Raw genomic sequence first — 18572 nt, 5'->3', positions numbered from 1 at the left:
CGGCTATGCGAGGTTGTGGGTCCGGATGAAGTCGTCCATGAGTTCATCCAGACTTGGACGTCCAATTTCCTGCAGATTGTAATAAACGCGGGTAGTGGGCTTGTTGATGGTGATAATCCGGTTCAAATCGATGGGGGTGCCGATGACCACGGCATCGCACTCGGTATTGTTGATGGTCGCCTCCAGATCCTTGAGCTGCTGCTCACCGTAGCCCATGGCCGGCAGGACGCAGCCGATGTCCGGGTAGGTCTCGAAGGTTTCGCGAAGGCGGCCCACCGTATAGGGGCGTGGATCCACAAAATCGGCAGCACCGAATTTCTGGGCAGCCACGGTTCCGGCACCGATGGTCATCTCGCCATGCGTCAGGGTCGGTCCGTCCTCGACCACAAGCACACGCTTGCCCTTGACCATCGAGGGATCGTCCATATCCAGCGTGGATGCTCCGTCGATCACGATGGCGTTGGGATTCAGGGCGGTAATATTCCGGCGCACCGTTTCGATTCCGGCGGCATCGGCGCTGTCCATTTTGTTGATCACGACCACATCGGCCATCCGCAAGGTAACCTCGCCGGGATAGTAGCACAGTTCATGTCCCGGGCGATGGGGATCCACCACGGTGACGTGCAGGTCCGGCCGGTAGAAAGGAAAATCGTTGTTGCCCCCGTCCCACAAGACCACGTCGCACCCATCCGGATCGTCCTCGGCAGCCCTCAGAATCGCTTCGTAGTCGACACCGGCGTAAATGACATTGCCGCGCACAACATGCGGCTCGTACTCTTCCATTTCCTCGACGGTGCAGTTGTGTTTGTCGATGTCTTCCAGGGAAGCGAACCGCTGAACCTTCTGTACGGCGATATCGCCATAAGGCATGGGATGGCGGATGGCCACGACCTTAAGACCTTTGTTCATCAGGATTTCGATGATACGCCGCGAGGTCTGGCTTTTTCCGCAACCGGTGCGCACCGCCCCCACGCTGATGAGCGGCTTGGTGCTTTTGATCTGGGTTTCGCCAGGTCCGAGGAGAATGAAATTGGCTCCGGCGGCGTTGACCTTCGCCCCTATGGACATCACGCGCTGGTAGGGAAGGTCGCTGTATGCAAAGACGGCGTCCTGCACGCCCAGTTCTTCAATCAGTGGGACCAGCCGCGCTTCTTCGTAAATGGGGATCCCGTCGGGGTAAAGGGTGCCGGCCAGTTCTGCCGGGTACTTGCGACCATCGATGTCGGGAATCTGAGCCGCGGTAAAGGCCACGATTTCATAGGCGGGGTTGTCGCGGTAGACAGTGTTGAAATTGTGAAAATCTCTTCCTGCTGCGCCGATAATAACGACTTTTCGTGCGGACATGAATAACTCCTCGCAAGGTAGAATATCGATTTTGGATAAAAAAAGTGGTCCAGGGTTGGTCAAAGAAGACACTCCTGTCGGCAGATCTTGCCCAGGACCGGATGAGTCCTAAACGCGCGTGACGTCTTCTACCTGGTTCGGAAAGTAGTCTTCGCATCCCCCCTCTCGGTAAACGTCGGCGGTTGCGCAGTGCAAGGCGCCACCGAAGGGATAAGCGTCGCGGAACGGAACCGGAATGACGTTCATTCCGAGTTTGTCCATCTGCTCCATCTGGTTGACTTCCGAGGCTTCGCAGATAACGGTCTTATGGTCGAGCACCAGGCAGTTCATGGACAGCCAGACCGAGGAATAGCAAAGCGGCGGCGGGTTTTTGTGCGCGGGCTGGGCCGCATCGACGATCTGCCAGTCATTGGCCTCGAAGATCTTGCGCTGATCTTCGGGAAGACGGCGCTGCGGGTTGTTGATGATCAGGCCCGGTCTCAGGGTTACGAAAGTCGCGTCGATGTGGATCGGGTAAGGATCGCCCGGAAAGTTGACCGCATGGATGCGCAGATCAGGGTAGCGCCGCTTGAACCACTCCATGGCCTTGCGGTTGGTGGTCAGACCGTGCTGAATGAACAGATCCTTGCCAATTCGCAAAACGTCGGCCGCATCGAAGAGAATTTCCTCCTCGGTAGTGACGAAATCCTTATTGGCGGTGCGTTCGAGACGCTCTTCGAGGGAAATTCTTTCGTCATAGTAGTTGTGTTTATAGGAGATATCGGTCAATCGCGGACGCGGTGCCTGGGTCCAGATGAATTCGGGGTCTTCGTTGAAATATCTGTTCAGCAACGGGCGGAAGGCCAGGTACTCCCAGAAACGGCAACGAAACGACATGGCCGCTTCGATGATCTCCGGGCCGATGGTCAGCAGCGTGTCGCGCGGGGGCATGCAGGTCATCATCGAATCGGTACGAAAATCGGGCGTGATAACCGGGGCATTCCACTGCAGCGGGGAGGGCCGATCAACGGTAACGCCATTTTCTCCGAGAACTTTAGCCAGGTTGTCCAACTGTGCGTTGGCCTTCTCGACGGTTTCCAGTGGGCGCGGGCCCCACATGCCGCGCATCTCGGAATCGATCGGAACCTTTTCGGAAGTGGCGGGTTCTTCCGGCGGGATGCATGAATGGTCGGCCAAGCCTACGATGACATGCTTGAGCGGATCGAAGTCGTTCCACGAGTTAACGATTTTTGCCATTGAAATTCTCCTTAGATGTGTCGTCTATGATCATGCGCGTGTCACTTGGGTGCCGGAACGCCCGGCGATGGCTTCGGTGATATCGTCGAGGTTGCAGATGACGCCGCGGTTGCCCGTCTTTTCGACAAATTCGGCGATCGCCCGGACCTTGGGATCCATGGACCCGGACGGAAACTGCCCCTGGCGGCTGTACTCGCGCAGTTCTTCCACAGATAAGCTTTTCAGCAGAGCCTGGCCATCTTTGCCCCAGTCGATATAGGCGCCGGAAACATCCGTGGCGATGACGAACAGGTCGGCGCGTATCTCACTTGCCAAAACGGAGCTGGCCAAATCCTTGTCGATAACCGCCTCAACGCCGGTAAACTTGCGGCCATGGCGAATCACCGGTATTCCTCCACCTCCGCAACAAATAACGATGAAATCCATATCCACGAGTTGCTTGATCTCATGGCGCTCGACGATGGTCTTCGGGCGCGGCGACGCCACCACACGCCGAAGGCCCTTGTCCGTCATCTTCAGCGTATAGGGCACTTTGTCCGCATCCTCGGGTGAGTAAAAGGGACCGATCGGCTTTGTGGGATTGGCGAATCCAGGATCGTTGTCATCCACCACGACATAGGTGATTAAGGTTACAAAACGCTTGTCTTCGATACCCAGGAACATCAATGAAGTGTCCAGCGTCGATTCGATCATGTAGCCGATTTGCCCCTGGGTCATGGCCCCTATGATTTCCAGGGGCATCGTGGGCACTTCGCTGCAGGCCTCCTGCTGGAGCAAAAGATTGCCGACCTGGGGACCGTTTCCATGGGTGATCACGATGCGGTAGTCTCTTGACAGTTTCGCCAACTGCTCAAGCGGAGCGGTCAGGTTGGACAACTGCTGGCTTGCCGTGCCGCTCTGCCCTTTTTTGATCAGGGCGTTGCCTCCGAAAGCGATCAGTAAAATCGGTTTGTTGGGCATCTGTGGATCTCCTGAATGGACACAACCGGCGGTTTAACTGCCCAGGGTGGCAACCATGACAGCCTTGATGGTATGGACGCGGTTTTCGGCTTCATCCCAAACGAGGGAGGCTGGCGATTCGAAGACGTCTTCGGTGACTTCCATGGCCTCGACGCCGAACTTTTGAAAGATATCTTCTCCGATAACGGTGCCACGATTATGAAACGCCGGCAGACAATGCAAAAATTTCACCCGGGGATTGCCGGTCTTTTCCATGGCGGCGGCATTGACCTGGTATGGCTGCAGCAGGTCGATTCGTTCTTTCCAAACCGATTCATCTTCACCCATGGAAACCCAGACGTCGGTATAGAGAAAATCGCATCCGTTGACGCCGCTTTCGAGATCGTCTGTGATGGTCAGCCTGGCACCGGTCTCCTTTGCAATCTCACGGACCCTGTCAACCAACTGTTTATCGGGCTGAACGCTGGCCGGGGCCACGGATCTGAAATCCATCCCCAATTTTGCCGCCCCAACGAGAAGAGAGTTGCCCATATTGTTGCGGGCGTCACCCAAATAGGCGAACGACACCTGACGTAACGGCTTGTCGCTATGCTCCATCATCGTCAGGAAATCGGCCAGGACCTGGGTCGGGTGGTATTCGTCGGTCAGGCCGTTCCAGACCGGCACGCCGGCGTATCGGGCCAGGATCTCAACTTTTTCCTGTTCGAAACCACGGTATTCGATGCCGTCGTACATGCGTCCCAGCACCCGGGCGGTGTCTTTCATGGTCTCCTTGGTACCCATCTGGGAGCCGCTGGGTCCCAGGTACGTCACGTGGGCGCCCTGATCGTAAGCGGCCGTCTCGAAGGCACAGCGGGTGCGCGTAGACGATTTTTCAAAAATCAGGGCGATGTTCTTTCCCTTCAGTCGCGCTTGCTCGATGCCGGCGTACTTGGCCTTTTTCAGATCGACGGAGCGTTCCAGCAGGAAGTTGATTTCTTGAGGGGTAAAATCCAGCAGTTTTAAAAAACTTCGGTTGCGCAGGTTAAAAGCCATACCGGCTCCTTTCGACAATCCGTAAGCCTTCTCTTTAAGTTAAAAACGAATGACAACAACAAATTATTATCCGGCACCTGTAAAATCAAGGTGTATGGTTGTTAATTGATCAACAGCCAAGTGTCAGGTAAATCCTGATAGTATCCGTCGACGACATTGTTGACGCGAAGGCGGCAAAAGGAGGTGGAATGGGTGTATCACCCATTATTCAAAAAAATTCCGAATTGAATAAGGCTTTCATTTATTCTTGAGAAAATACTGGGCAATCATGGGGACCCCGATGGTAACGGCAATCATGATGGCGGCCAGCACATTGATTTGCGGGTTGAGTTCGGTCTTGATCATGGAGAAGATGCGGATGGGTACCGTGGCGGTACTCGGCGTGGACAAAAATTGGGTAGCCGGGAATTCGTCGAATGAAATCGTGAAAGCCAGAAGCATTCCACCGATGATGCCCGGTGAAATCAGCGGCAAGGTGATCGATTTAAAGGTCTGCCACCGGTTGGCACCCAGATTCATGGCGGCCTCTTCGATCGATCGGTCGAAACCGGCCAGCCGCGAGGACACCACAACCACCACATAAGGCAGAGAAAAAAGGGTATGCGCAATAACGAGGCCGACGAAGCCGCGCGGGAAATTCAAGGCGTCGTAAAAGGAAAGCAGGGCAACGCCCAAAACCACTCCGGAAATAACCATGGGTGCGAAAGTCATGGCATTCAACAAGGCTTTGATGCGGAAATTGGACCGCACGATGGCAAAGGCGGCAAGGGTTCCGATAACCCCGGAAACAAGGGCTGAGGCCAATCCCAGCGTCAGGCTGACCCGCAGTGCACGTAACAGGCTGTAGTTTGAAATAAATTTTTCATACCACTTCAGGCTGAAGCCCGGCATGGGAAAGGAGACGATTTCGTTCGGGTGGAAGGACATTAAAATGACCACCAGAATCGGGGCGAAAATAAAAATATAGACGGCGATGGTAAACCATTTCAGCAAAAATGTACCGGAGAAAAAAGATTTCATGGTGTCCAATCCTTAGCCCTACATGCTCATAATCCGTTTAAGGCCTACATAGCGGTCGTAAATAAGAACAAAGACAATCATGAGAATTAGATAGACGATGGATGCCGCCGAACCGAAAGGCCAGTCAAAAAGGGTAAGGAACCGTTGGGAAATAATCATGGTAATCATCAAATCCGTCGGGCCGCCCAACAAAGCCGGCGTGACGAATGATCCCACCGTCAGGATAAAGGTCAACAGGCATCCGGCTGCAATACCGGGCATGCTGAGCGGCAGGGTGACGCGCCAAAACGCCTGCAGGCTGTTGGCTCCGAGGTTTTTTGCAGCATCCACCAGGTCGAAGTCAATGTTGTCGACTGTGGTGAAGATGGGAAAGACCATGAACGGAAGCACCCAATGGACCAGTCCCAATACCACCGAAAACTCCGTGTAGAGCAGTCCGATGGGCTCCGAAATAATACCCCAGCGCATCAGGTAGACATTGATGATTCCCTCCCTGCCCAGGATGAGAATCCATGAGTAGTTGCGAATCAAAAGGCTTGTCCAGAATGGTACGATGAGCAGCAGGAGCAGGAACAGCCGGTTTTTCATTTTAACGGTGGCGATGTAGTAGGCCGGGATATAAGCCACGATTAACGCGCCTATGGTGACCTCGAGCGCGATGACAATGGATTTGATGAGAATTTTTCGGTAAATCGGTGTCGCAAGGAAGTGGATGTAGTTTTTTAAGGAAAACGTATGTTCAATGGTTCCGCCGAATCCCCTCTGGCAAAAACTGTAAAACAGGATGATCATCAGGGGAATCACCAGAAAGAAGACAATCCAAAACAGGATCGGCCCGATCTGCAACCCCAGCATTAACTTTGGGCGGCCGGTCAGGTTGTCGATGAAACTCTGTTTGCCTGCAATTGGCTTACCCGCCGTCGTCATGGTGTATCCGGGCCTTTCATTTCGATTTGAAAACATCGGCTGCTTTTTGTTCCGAACTCGATGAACACCTCGTCACCGCGTGTGAACGGTTTTTTCTCAGCCGTCTGTTCGATGGCCATTAGCCGATCCCCATTTTCCAAACGGATATAATAGTGGATATTGCTGCCCAGATAGCTCGTCTCCCGGATCGTTCCTTTGAGCACATTGGTTTCATCTTCAAGGTGGTTTTTGCGTGGGGCGCTGCTCACCCTGATCCGTTCGGCCCGGATCAACACTTTTACCGAATCGTTCTCAGCCAGTTTTTCCGTTGCCAGGGCAGCACCGATTTGCAAGCCGTTTTGCAGGCTGACACGCACCCGATCGTCGTCTATCGAAAAGATTCGCCCGTTTAAAAAATTCGATTGGCCGATGAAATCTCCGATAAAGATCGTTCCCGGGTTTTCGTAAACGTTGCGCGGAGAATCGATCTGAGTGACCTTGCCCTCGTTGATCACGACGATGCGGTCGGAGAGCGCCAGTGCCTCCTCCTGGTCATGGGTGACAAATATGGATGTAATACCGACCTCCTGCTGAATCTCTCGGAGTTCGACACGCAGGCTTTCCCGCAGCTTGGCATCCAGGTTGGACAACGGTTCGTCAAATAACAGCACCTTCGGACGGATAACCAATGCGCGCGCAAGAGCGATCCGCTGCTGCTGACCGCCGCTGAGCTGAGACGGTTTGCGATTTTCGACATCGGGCAATTGCACCATCTCCAGTATTTCTCTGACGCGGACTTTGATCTCTTTTTTGGGAACGTCGCGGTATTTGAGTCCGAAGGCGACATTCTCGAAAACCGTCATGTGGGGGAAAAGGGCATAATTTTGAAAAACCATTCCGGTGTCCCGATGATTGGGCGGAACGCCGTTGACTCTGTTTCCCTGAATGAGGATCTCCCCATGGGTGGGTTCGATGAAACCGGCAATCATCCGCAGGGTCGTCGTTTTACCGCAGCCGCTGGGACCCAGAAAAGAGATGAATTCCCCTTTTTCCACCTGCAGGGAAAAATCGCTGACCGCGGTAAAATCACCGAATTTTTTTGTGATGTTCTTAAGTTCTAAATCAATCACGAACCGATCCTCTCTTCATCAAGGTGCAACCGGGCAACGGACTGGATCGTTCAATGGGCATCGCCAGAAACGGCCGTCTTCGTCGAGTCGAACCGGAAAATCGGCCCTTCGACGCCGGCCGTTGATTCTGAAATTAGCGTTGTGAACGTCATTGGCCCGATCAGCGTCAACGCATATCCGCAGCTCATCTGTAAGCCGCGGATATGCGTTGACGATACGCGTTTCCGTCGTTGAATCAGGCGCCCATTTTGATCTGGTTAAACATTTCGCTCCACTCTACATTGTGTTTTTCTTTGTATCCATAGTCGACAAACTTGTATTTTGCGAGGGTACCCGTAGGATCGAAGTCGGGCAGGTTTTTAATGGTGTCGCTGACTTTGTATACGGAGGGTTTGAGACCACAGGGATACTTGGTCAGTTCGGACAGGCGTGCACCGACTTCGGGCTGCAGCAAATAGTTGAAAAGGACTTCCGCCGTATATTTCTTCTTGGAGCCCTTGGGAACGCCCCAGGCTTCCACCCACGTCGAGGCGCCTTCCTTGGGGATGACATACTCGACCGGCACGCCCTTGTCCTTCAGGTTCAGCGTTCTGCCGCTCCAGAACTCACCCAGATAAATTTCGCGGTTGGTGAAGAGCTGCTGCATTTCCATCCCGGCGCTCCAGTACTTCAGGACCAGCTTTTGCTGTTCCCGCACGGCATCCCAAAGGGCATCCCAGTTCTTGACGTTGTTGGGATCCTCACCCAGATAAAGGGCGGTCGTAAACACACGATACCAGGCCAGCTCGTTCATGGCTATCTTTTTGGCATACTTCTTATCCCAGCAGGCCGCCCAGGAGTCCGGTGCGGGTTTTACCATTTCGGTATTGTAAGTCAGCGCCGTGGTACCGAAAACACTGGGCACCGAACGAAATTTTCCGTCCTGCAGAATACCGGGATCGTAGATGGGCTTTTGCAACGGCTTCATGATATTATTGTAGTTGGGGATGTTGTCAAGGTTCAACGGTTCGAAGAGCCCTTGCATAACGCCCGGGTAAAAACCACTTTCATTGATGGTGATGACATCGTAGGCGCCTTCGCCGCCTACCCGGATCTTGGCAAGGATTTCCTCTTCTCCACCATGGCTGCTCTGGATAATTTTAACGCCGTATTCTTTCTCGAACGGCTCCAAAACCGCTTTGGTCAAATTCTCTTGCCAACTTCCGCCATATCCGCTCAGGCTCAGCGTATCGGCCAATTTGGAGCGGTCAACGGTATTTTTTCCAAGGATTACTGCCGGGAATCCCATACTGATGGCGGAGGCTGCGCCCATGGCCCCAACTCCCTTGATGAAAGTCCGGCGAGTCATTTTGTGTGCACGTTTTCTCTTCATTTAATTCTCCTTTGGATAAGGGTTTACTGTTGGGTTAACTCCAATTGAACCAGGCAGCCTTCAATCGGATCAGCCAACCAAAGCATAAGCATATGGCAAGGCCTGGTTATTCAGCCAGACCGGTGGACGGTTTTTTCTCGTTAACTCGGGACGTGGCGTCCGGCTTTAGAGCAACTTAAACGTGGCGCACAATGTGCGTAAGAATGAATATGTTGACAATTTAATCATTCGTGACGTATTTAACTGCATGCATTTCAGTTAAACTGGAAGGTGGCATCGCAGGCTTATCGGATCCGGCATGCCGAATCCATATTTTTTTGCGCGTTCACCGACCTGCGGCGGTAGTTTAACACCGATGTGAAAAAAAGGTTGTTAAAATACCTTTGGCATATTGCCAGGCAAAAACCAACAGTTAGTTGTACGGGACCGAAATCGTGATCCGATCGGGCCGCCTAATGCAAGAACCGATTAGCACGGCCGACCGACGCGAACCGTGCGGCGCATCCGATTCTCTTTGCGGCCCTGCCGCCGCCCCGGGTTAGTAGCGGGTGTAATACTTGTGCAGCCGATCGATCCAACTCAGGATGATCTTGCGTCTGAGTTCGCCAGCTCGCTGCGGGTCTTTTTGCGAAAGCACATTAAGCGTTTCCTCGATCTCGAGGGCTTCCATGCTCACCTCTGACAAAACATCCATATCATCGAAGGTCAAATGCCAGACACGCAGGGTCTGGTTGTAAAGCAAGTCTGAAATTTCCTGCAGCGTCGGGCAATCTGCCGCGAGAAAAAGGACGCTGCGAAATTCAGCATCCAGTTCAACCAATTCCTCTTTAACATTTTCACTATTAATTTTCCTGCAGGCCGCAAGAAGCTTTTTCATTTGCTGGATATGCCCGCCGGTTATATGTTGGGCAGCAAGCCGGCCGAGTTCTCCTTCAATGAGAATCCGGCTACGATAGATTTCCTTCAACTCTTTGAGACCGATTTTGGTGACCTGCACCCCACTTCTGGGGATGATCGTAACCAGCTTCTCCCACGCCAGTCTTAACAGCACTTCACGAATCGGAGTCTGGCTGACGCCCAGCTCCACGGCCAGATCTTTGGGGTTGAGGCTCTGACCCGGTCCGTACTGAAGGCTCAGTATGCGCTGTTTGATGGTTGAATAGATTGATGCTTTCATGATCGTCTGGGTTTTATAGCACCTGGAGATCTTTTGCAAACGGCGTCAGATAGTCGAAGCCGCTGTCCGTCACGACGATGGAGTCTCCGACGCGGGCGGCGCCCTTTTCAGGAACGGATACCGCACCGTCAACGGCAAAGGTCATGCCCGCCTGCAGAATGGTTCTGTCATCTTTTTTCAGTTCCGGTTTCTCGATCAGCGAGAACCCGACGGCACGGCCCGTGCGGTAGCAAAGGCCGAAGCCCTCTTCCCGGTAAACCTTTTCTGCGGCGAAATGCACGTCCTGTGCGACGACTCCGGGTCGAATCGTGTTCAACGCTGCGGCCTGAGCCTTGATCGCGATTTCGTACAGCCGCGCCTCTTCATCCGATACGTCGCCGACCCAGTATTGCCGGTCGAACCCAAGCTTTACGCCTTTGAAGTCATTCATCTCGCAAAAACACATGTAAACGGATTCACCCTGTTTGACGCGGCGGGTCGTCGGCCTGCGATGCACCATGGAAAGGTCCGGCCCGCCGGACTGCAGCACCTGCAGGTTATGTATCATGGGTGAAAAAAGGCGTTCAGGTCCCTTATCGGTCAAAAATTCCGCCGCCTTGCGCGTACCTGCGGCGATCACCGCCAGTGCGACTTCGTATTCGGGAACCCCTTCGGCGATGACCTCTTTGGCACCCTGGCACATGGCCACCGATATTTCGCCGGCCTGTCGCATCACCGCGATCTCATCCGCCGTCTTGACCATTCGCATATCGGCAAGGATATCCGAAATGTCTACAATATCCGCATCATGCGAATGATCCCGCAAATAACTGGCTACTGTCGGGTGGGTTTTGTTGGCCTCGATACCGATTGTCTTTACTTTTTTTACTCCGGTAATCTCCTGCAGACATTTTCGCCACTCTCCATCGATACCGTCAGACCATTGGCAAATGGTATCGATCCAGGACATCTTCTCCGCCATTTCGGCTTCCAGGCTCGGTGTGACGATGGTGCAGTTGCCGGCATCGGGCACTGCCAGCACGGTCGGCCGCCCGAACTGCATTCCAAGGTAGCCCCAGAATGCGGAAAGATAAAATACGGAGTCGGGATCCTGGATGATCGCAATATCGACACCCGCCTCACCGAGTCGTTTCTGAAATTCGACAGTTCGTTTTCGATACGCGTTGTCCATGAATCGAGTCTCCCGCGATAGAATCAGTATTTCAAACCAGAAAGCGAATAGCTAGTGTTCCCGTAAAAGCCTGCCATACCCATCAATACGATCCTGCACACCTGCAAGACGGAGCGTTTGCCAAATCATCGCCTGGTTGCTGACGACCACCGGTTTTTTGACAGCTCGTTCAATTTGATCGACCACATCCAGAGACCGCAACGCACCGCAACTGATGAATATCGCCTCGGCTTCCGGTCGGTCGATACTCAGGGCAAATTCGGCGATAAAGTCCGGGGCCACCCTTACCATTTCGGAATCGTTCGTGATATCCAATCCTTGGATGTCTAAAACCTCAAAGCCCCGATTTTCCAGATATCTTTTTTCCATCTCGTTGATTTCGTCAATGTAGGGCGTGCCGACAACGATACGGTGAACGTTGAACATGTTCAGCGCATCGATCACACAGGCAATCAACGATGTTGCTTGGGCCTTGGGTGCACCTTTGTTTAATTCCAGCGCCACCCGCTCCTCTCCCAGAACCATGCTTCCCGAGGTGCATGCGTAGCAGACGACGTTAAGATTCTCATTAGGCAGAATTCTGGCTGCGGCACCGGCGAGTTCCTGGCCTGCGTTGTCCAGTGTGTCGACGGTGATGGCGTCTTCTATCCATACCCGAGAAAAATGGACCCCGACACCTTGCGGGCATAGCCGGAAAACATCCGCTTCAATAGTCTGTTCAGTTGCCAGCAGCACAAAACCGATTTTGGCCCGCCAGTGACGGCCCTGGTCCAGACGGGTCTCAGCTCGTGGGACCGTCCCGTTTTCCCGCTCTGTCATCATGATTGCGATTGCCCGGCGTTGAAATGGACCACAAACGAACAGTGGTGATATTTTTGAGATATATTACGTGATACATTTTAAGAAATATTTTGTCAAGGCTGCCTCGTACCCATCGCAACGGGATTCCAATCCTGGATGAACGCTCGGCATGTGGCCTGGATCAAGTCGGTATAATCGTTGGCGAAAGGCCGGAAATGAAAAATGCCGCTTCCGTATACGGGCGGCATCGGTTGGACAAGATGGACAAACAGGTGGGACTGCGTACACCTATATCAAAAATTTTTTATTCTCTGCCGGCGGTATCCCCAGCACCGTCACTTTCCTGCGCTTTTTTCCCTGCTGTACGATCACCGTCGTGGGTTGCTCGTCGGGCGCTTTGCTGTACCCGGCACAAATGGCAGCCGCCAGCATCACCATGGGGTCGCTGCCGCCCGATGGCATGACCACCAATGGACCGGGAAAATTCTCGACTTTTAACACCATGTCCGCCTTCGAATCGCACCATTTGCCGATCCGCTCGTTGTCCTGGCGGGTGCGGCCCACCACGATTTTGGTCCCTGCATCCAGTCGCATGTGGCGGCCAAATTTGAGCAGTTCCAAATCGCTTTCGTCAACGGTTTCCTGATGGTCGAACAGGTCCTTCAGCCTGCGGCTGAAAATTTTGTCGGTCAACAGGCAACCGCCGGCAGGCGCGGGAAACTCGGTGACCCCGTATTGTTTGGCCAACTGCAACTGAATTTTGCGGGACCGGCCGGAAATTCCCAGCAGTCGCTCCCGATCCACCCATCCTTCTTTCTCGGCAATGGTCTCCGGCAGGCTCTTTGCCGAAAGCGGGCGCAGGATATACCCATCGTACCCGGAATGCTTCTCCACGTAGCGCAGGGAGGTGCGATTCTGACTCATGGGGCGCTGGCCGAGCACCTCGCCGGAAAAGAGAAAATCGAATCCCTTTTCGGTCATGAGTTCGCCGGCCAGACGGAACATCAGGGCATGGCAATCCATGCAGGGGTTCATATTCTTGCCGAATATCGTCGTCGGACAGCGCATCATTTCCATGTAAACCGGGGTAATGATTCGAACGGTCAATGGTACGCCGGTATTCGCAGACGCCTTGCGGGCTTTGTCCGCCGAGAAAAATGGGGTTTCGAAAGTGACCCAGTGTACGTCGATCCCCTGGTCCCTCAGTACCAGCGCACTGAGAATACTGTCCAAACCTCCGGAGCAGAGGCCCAATGCCCGAAATGTCCTGCTTACAGCCATGTTCACCTTTTATCTATTGTTAAAATCGCAACCCATCCCGACAGCAAATTCTTGGTAAGGTAAAGATCCCACCCGGAAAAATCAAGCCTGGACAAACGATTTGCCGATTAAACCTTGACTAACTACTTTACAGCTATGATATAGCTTCCAAAGGACGAATTCAGAAATCCGCATATTGGAAGCGAAGGATTGGAAAGGACATTCCGACTGACGCCTTCATGACCGGTAATTCCTGGATTCCACAATTCCCGAATTCCCATTATTTTTCCTGGAGCCTCCCATGAAACATGACATCCGCCTGACGGTCAACGGCGACACCTATTGCCTGGCCGTGGAACCCTGGCGCACCCTCAACGAGGTGCTGCGCGAAGACCTCAACCTCACGGGAACCAAGCTGGGATGCGGCTCGGGGGACTGCGGCGCCTGCACGGTCCTGGTGGACGGCAGAAGTGTCAGCTCCTGCCTGACACTGGCCGTGGAGATGGACGGCAGAGAAATTCTCACCGTTGAGGGGTTGGCGCCGTCCGGCGAAGACCTGCATCCCATCCAGGAGTCCTTTATCGAAAAAGGGGCCATCCAGTGCGGTTTCTGCACGCCCGGCATGGAAATCTCGGCCCTGAACCTTCTCAGCGCCAACCCCCGACCCGATGACACCGAGATCCGCGCTGCCATTTCCGGCAATCTCTGCCGCTGCACCGGCTACAACAAGATCGTGGACGCCATCGCCGAGGCCGGCCGCCGGATGCAACCGAAAAAGAAGCAACCCACACGATAGGAGGCGAAGTCATGGCAGCCCCCCGATTCGATTATGTCGCCCCCGCGACCCTGGAAGAAGCCATCCTTGCACTGGTCGACGGCGGACCCGGCACCCGGATCATGGCCGGCGGCACCGATCTTCTGGTCAGAATCCGCCACCGCATGGCGTTTCCGCAACGCATCGTCAGCCTGAAACGGATTATTGGTCTGGAAACCATCGCATTTGACCGGAAAAAAGGCCTCACCATCGGCGCCACGGCCCTGCTGGCCGAGGTGGCGGCCCATCCGCAGATCCGCCGCCATTATCCTACCATCGCCCAGGCCGCCGGTGGGACCGCCAATGTGCAGGTGCGCAACATGGGGACCGTGGTGGGCAACCTGTGCAACGCCTCTCCCTCGGCGGACAATGCCCCGACCCTGCTGGCCATGGGGGCCAGCGTCAATATCGCCGGACCCGAGGGCGGCCGCAGCCTGCCCCTGGACCAGTTTTTCCAGGGTCCGGGGATCACGGCCCTGGAAAAAGGCGAGATCGTCACCTCGGTTTTCGTTCCCCTGCCCCCGGCCGGAAGCGGCACGGCCTATCTCAGCCTCTCCCAGCGGGGCAAGCTGGACTGTTCGGCCGTTGGGGTAGGCACCATGGTCGTTGTCAAAAAAGATCGCTGCGTCGACGCCCGACTGGTGGTCGGTGCCTGCGCCCCGGTCCCCATGCGGACTCCGAGGGCCGAAAAGCAGTTGATCGGCAAAAAGATGACCGACACCCTGATTCGCAGCGCCGCTAAAACGGCATCCCGGGAGACCGCACCCATCGACGATCTGCGGGCCAGTGCGGCCTATCGCTGGAAAATGGTAACGGTGCTGACCATCCGCGCACTGATCGACGCCCGCAAGATGGCGCTTGGCAAAAAATGAGGACCTCGTAAAAAGCCCGATACGTATAAAGGAAAGCCCATGAAACCAACGCTCATCGGCCAGGACCTTCCCCGCACGGACGGCCGTGCCAAGGCCACCGGACAGGCCGTCTATGCCGACGACATCAAACTGCCCGGCATGCTTTTCGGCAAACTGCTCCGCAGCCCCCTGCCCCATGCCCGCATCGTCCATATCGACACCCGCAAGGCCAGGAAAATCCCTGGGGTTCACAGCGTCATCACCGGACAGGACATCCCTCGGGTCACCTACGGCAACTGGCGCCTTTTTCCCGGCACCCAGGACGAATACGCGCTGGCCGTGGACAGGGTCCGCTTCATCGGTGACGAAGTGGCGGCCGTGGCGGCCGTCGATCGCGACACCGCCGAGGAGGCCGTCGAGCAGATCCGGGTCGAATACGAAGAACTGCCCGGCGTCTTCGATGTACAATCGGCCCTGGCCAAAGGGGCTCCGGTGATCCACGAGGCTTCGCCTACCAACGTCAGCATCGACCGCAAGATTGCATACGGCGATATCCAGGCCGGATTTAAAGCATCGGACTACGTGCGTGAGGACACTTTCACCGTCCACGCCGTTAGCCATGCCTATCTGGAGCCCTGCGCCTGTGTGGCCCAATGCGATTCGGACGGACGCATCACCTTGTGGACCTCCACCCAGACCCCTTACATCGTCCAGTGCCTGCTGGCATCGACGCTGAATATGCGCGAAAACGACATCCGGGTGATCAAACCCGCCGTGGGCGGCGGATTCGGCGGAAAAATGGAGCTGCGGCCCTGGGAGTTCTGCGCGGCCTTCATGGCCCGCCGGACCGGTCGGCCGGTCAAGTTCACCCTCACCCGCGAGGAGGAATTCACCGCCGGACGACGGCGCCATCCCATGACCCTCAAATCCAAGGTGGGTTTCAAGAGCGACGGCACCCTGGTGGCCAAGGACCTGCACATTTATCTGGACGGCGGTGCCTACAACGCCATGGGCCCCACGGCAACCTTTCTGTCCGGCAACTTCGGAGCCATGCTCTATCGCTACCCCAACTACCGCTACCTGGGCGAACACGTCTACACCAACAAGCCTCCGGCCAGTGCCATGCGCGGCTTCGGCGCCCCCCAGACCCTTTTCGCCGCCGAAACCCAGATGAACATGGCCGCCGAGGAGCTGGGCATCGACCCCATTGCCATCCGCCTGAAAAACGCCATGGTTTCCGGCGACGAACTGCCCGGCGTGGCCACCATCAGTTCCTGCGGATTCATCGAGTCCCTCAAAGAGGTAAGGCGCATCAGCGGCTGGTCACGCAAACGCAAGAACCGAAATAAAGGCCGGGGGGTGGGCATCGGCTGCTACAGCTTCATCTCCGGCGGCGTCTTCAACTGGTTCAACACCCAGTACCCCTTTTCGGCAGCCGAGGTGCGCGCCTTCGACGACGGCACCGTCCACCTGCTCACCATGGCATCGGACATCGGCCAGGGATCGGATACGGTGCTCAAGCAGATTCTGGCCGAAGCCCTGGGACTGAAGATGGAGGATGTCCGCCTGACCGCGGCCGATACGGCCATGACGCCCCAGGCGGACCTGGGATCCTGGGGCAGCCGGGTGACCCTCATGGCCGGCAACGCCGTGCTGGATGCCGCCAAAAAAATCAAGGCCAAGCTGGCCGGCGCCGTCTCGGCCCGCTTCGATCTCAACGTAATTTTCGACATCGAGTTTGCCGACGGCCGGGTGTTCGCGGCCGGCAAGCCGGAACGGGGCATGACCTTCGGGGAGGCTGTGGCCTTCGTACAGAAAACCCAGCGGGGTGAACCCCTGGTGGCACGGGGCTCTTACACGCCCCGGGGCAAGGGGCTAGTGACTCCGGCCTTCAGTTTCGGCGCTCAGGTGGCCGCGGTAAACGTCGATACTGAAACCGGCCGGGTTGTGGTGGAAAAGATGTGGACCGCCCACGATTGCGGAACGGTGCTCAATCCCATGGCCGTGGAGGGGCAACTGGAAGGTTCCATTCACATGGGGCTGGGATATGCCCTGTCGGAGCAGTTCGTCATGGAGGGCGGCAAAACGCTCAACACGACCTTTCTGGACTACAAGATCCCCCATGCTGCGGACATGCCTCCGGGCGAGTCCGTGTGCATTGAGACTTACGAACCCGAAGGCCCCATGGGGGCCAAGGAGGCCGGCGAAGGGCTGGTTTCCCCCACGGCTCCGGCCATTGCCGAAGCGGTCTTCCATGCCACCGGCTACCGCTGTAAGGACCTGCCCATCACACCGGAGAAAATTCTCAAAGGGTTGGGAAAGCTGTAATGGCAGAGGCCGGATGTCTGAGGTCAGAAGTCGGGAATCTGACTTCCGTCTTCCGTCCTCTGTAATCCGGCTTCAGCCGAAACAGCTTCGGCTTAACCTACCTATCTCTTCCCCAGCTTCGGAGTCAACTCCACCTGGAAGGTCTGCCCCAGCACTTCGGCGATGGCGTGAACCGTGTTGTGGAAGCGGGCATAGGTCATGGCCAGGCCGATGATGCCTGCCAGAATCTGCAACGACTCCAGATCCTGTTCCGATATCTGCCAGACTTCGTAATGGTACAGGCGCAGTACACCGACCACTTCGTCCATGTGAACGATGGGCAGGGAAACGATGGCGGCGATCCCCTCCTTGCGGGCCTCCTCCGGATATTGCAGGCTTTTGTGCTTCTTGCCGATGTCAGAGATAACGACCGGAACGCCCTGAAAAGTTTCGTTGATGCTTTTGGGCGTATTCAGTGGCCCCTTGGTCAGGTACTTGGCCGACAGTCCGAAACTGGCTAAAATTTCCAGTTCTTCAGTCACCGCATTCAGCACGAAAACAGCGCAGCCTTTGATGTCCAGACCGGCGGTGAGCAGTTGGGCCAGATGATTGGTCATCACGTCCAGATCCTCGCTGTGGGCGACCGCCCGGGTCACAGCCTTGAAGATGTCGATGGTGATCTTTCGCTCAGATGCCATGGTCTCCTCCTTTCAGGTGGCCACACAGATGGTGATGCCGCGCAGCGCGGCTACCACCCGGGCATAGATGCTGCGGGTGAAAAAATGGGTCACTTTGCCGGCTCCGCGACTCAGCACCAGGACATTTGCAGCCGACGCACGGTCCACGATCTCTTCGGCGGCGCTTTTAACACGCTTCTGAAACACGCACTCGATTGATTCGGGGGCAAACCCGCTCTCCACCAGTCTGTCTTTCACGCGCTTGAGGGCTTCTTCCTTTTCCTTGAGTTCGGCGGCCAGATAGGTCATGCCACTTCTTAATTTCAGGTTTTCGGGACTGGCCTTCACATCGATGTCCGGCAGCGGGGTGTATGCATGAAACAGAGTGACGCTTGCATCCGGCTGATGGGCAAAGGCATCAGTGACAAACCGGATGGCCTTCTGGTCGTTGGGGGAGTAATTGTAGGGCAAAAGAATACGAAACGTTGCCATGGCGCCCTCCTTTCCTGCT

17 protein-coding genes are annotated in these 18572 nt (G+C 55.5%); 3 read left to right on the top strand and 14 right to left on the bottom strand.

From position 1 onward, the window contains the following. Positions 1-3: 3 nt before the first annotated feature. The 12 genes from GN111_RS30755 to GN111_RS30700 form a co-directional block, all read right to left on the bottom strand. A complete protein-coding gene (locus GN111_RS30755) occupies positions 4-1344 on the bottom strand; it encodes a cyclic 2,3-diphosphoglycerate synthase (protein WP_155307416.1) in 1341 nt (446 codons plus the stop codon). 108 nt (positions 1345-1452) lie between these two features. Continuing rightward, positions 1453-2580: a serine/threonine protein kinase gene (locus GN111_RS30750; protein WP_155307415.1), complete on the bottom strand. Its 1128-nt coding sequence runs from the start codon at positions 2578-2580 to the stop codon at positions 1453-1455. A gap of 30 nt (positions 2581-2610) precedes the next feature. Further along, complete coding sequence (gene arcC, locus GN111_RS30745; RefSeq protein WP_155307414.1) at positions 2611-3540, bottom strand: carbamate kinase; 930 nt, start codon at positions 3538-3540, stop codon at positions 2611-2613. A gap of 33 nt (positions 3541-3573) precedes the next feature. Further along, positions 3574-4575: an ornithine carbamoyltransferase gene (gene argF / locus GN111_RS30740; protein ID WP_155307413.1), complete on the bottom strand. Its 1002-nt coding sequence runs from the start codon at positions 4573-4575 to the stop codon at positions 3574-3576. A 237-nt stretch (positions 4576-4812) separates the two neighbouring features. Then, positions 4813-5595, bottom strand: a complete 783-nt coding sequence (locus tag GN111_RS30735; RefSeq protein WP_155307412.1) for an ABC transporter permease — start codon at positions 5593-5595, stop codon at positions 4813-4815. Positions 5596-5613: 18 nt separating this feature from the next. Next, positions 5614-6522 (bottom strand): ABC transporter permease, encoded by a 909-nt coding sequence (locus tag GN111_RS30730; RefSeq protein ID WP_170302538.1) that lies wholly within the window; start codon positions 6520-6522, stop codon positions 5614-5616. Beyond that, a complete protein-coding gene (locus GN111_RS30725) occupies positions 6519-7631 on the bottom strand; it encodes an ABC transporter ATP-binding protein (RefSeq protein WP_155307410.1) in 1113 nt (370 codons plus the stop codon). Before GN111_RS30725 ends, GN111_RS30730 begins: the two co-directional genes overlap by 4 nt. Positions 7632-7866: 235 nt before the next feature. Further along, on the bottom strand, positions 7867-9003 hold the full coding sequence (locus GN111_RS30720; protein WP_155308211.1) for an ABC transporter substrate-binding protein: 1137 nt from the start codon (positions 9001-9003) through the stop codon (positions 7867-7869). A gap of 538 nt (positions 9004-9541) precedes the next feature. Further along, on the bottom strand, positions 9542-10180 hold the full coding sequence (locus GN111_RS30715) for a GntR family transcriptional regulator (protein WP_155307409.1): 639 nt from the start codon (positions 10178-10180) through the stop codon (positions 9542-9544). Between the two features lie 13 nt (positions 10181-10193). After that, a complete protein-coding gene (locus GN111_RS30710; protein ID WP_155307408.1) occupies positions 10194-11351 on the bottom strand; it encodes a M24 family metallopeptidase in 1158 nt (385 codons plus the stop codon). Positions 11352-11402: 51 nt separating this feature from the next. Beyond that, positions 11403-12173, bottom strand: a complete 771-nt coding sequence (locus GN111_RS30705) for a maleate cis-trans isomerase family protein (RefSeq protein ID WP_197740460.1) — start codon at positions 12171-12173, stop codon at positions 11403-11405. A 267-nt stretch (positions 12174-12440) separates the two neighbouring features. Next, positions 12441-13433 carry a DUF814 domain-containing protein gene (locus tag GN111_RS30700; protein WP_155307407.1) on the bottom strand — a complete coding sequence of 331 codons (993 nt, stop codon included), beginning with the start codon at positions 13431-13433 and terminating at the stop codon, positions 12441-12443. A gap of 280 nt (positions 13434-13713) precedes the next feature. Between GN111_RS30700 and GN111_RS30695 the strand changes: the two genes are divergently transcribed. From GN111_RS30695 to GN111_RS30685, 3 genes are read left to right on the top strand one after another with little or no spacing between them, the layout of a single operon-like run. After that, a complete protein-coding gene (locus GN111_RS30695; RefSeq protein ID WP_155307406.1) occupies positions 13714-14208 on the top strand; it encodes a (2Fe-2S)-binding protein in 495 nt (164 codons plus the stop codon). A gap of 11 nt (positions 14209-14219) precedes the next feature. Beyond that, a complete protein-coding gene (locus tag GN111_RS30690) occupies positions 14220-15098 on the top strand; it encodes an FAD binding domain-containing protein (RefSeq protein WP_155307405.1) in 879 nt (292 codons plus the stop codon). Positions 15099-15137: 39 nt separating this feature from the next. Then, complete coding sequence (locus tag GN111_RS30685; protein WP_155307404.1) at positions 15138-17405, top strand: xanthine dehydrogenase family protein molybdopterin-binding subunit; 2268 nt, start codon at positions 15138-15140, stop codon at positions 17403-17405. A gap of 101 nt (positions 17406-17506) precedes the next feature. Here the strand turns inward: GN111_RS30685 and GN111_RS30680 are convergent, their stop codons facing one another. Next, positions 17507-18082, bottom strand: coding sequence for a GAF domain-containing protein (locus GN111_RS30680; RefSeq protein WP_155307403.1), 576 nt, complete (start codon positions 18080-18082; stop codon positions 17507-17509). Positions 18083-18094: 12 nt separating this feature from the next. Beyond that, a complete protein-coding gene (locus GN111_RS30675; protein WP_155307402.1) occupies positions 18095-18553 on the bottom strand; it encodes a universal stress protein in 459 nt (152 codons plus the stop codon). Positions 18554-18572: the final 19 nt, after the last annotated feature.

This window comes from Desulfosarcina widdelii (genome assembly GCF_009688965.1).
Classification (GTDB): Bacteria; Desulfobacterota; Desulfobacteria; order Desulfobacterales; family Desulfosarcinaceae; genus Desulfosarcina; species Desulfosarcina widdelii.
This window is presented reverse-complemented; position numbering and strand designations above follow the sequence as displayed.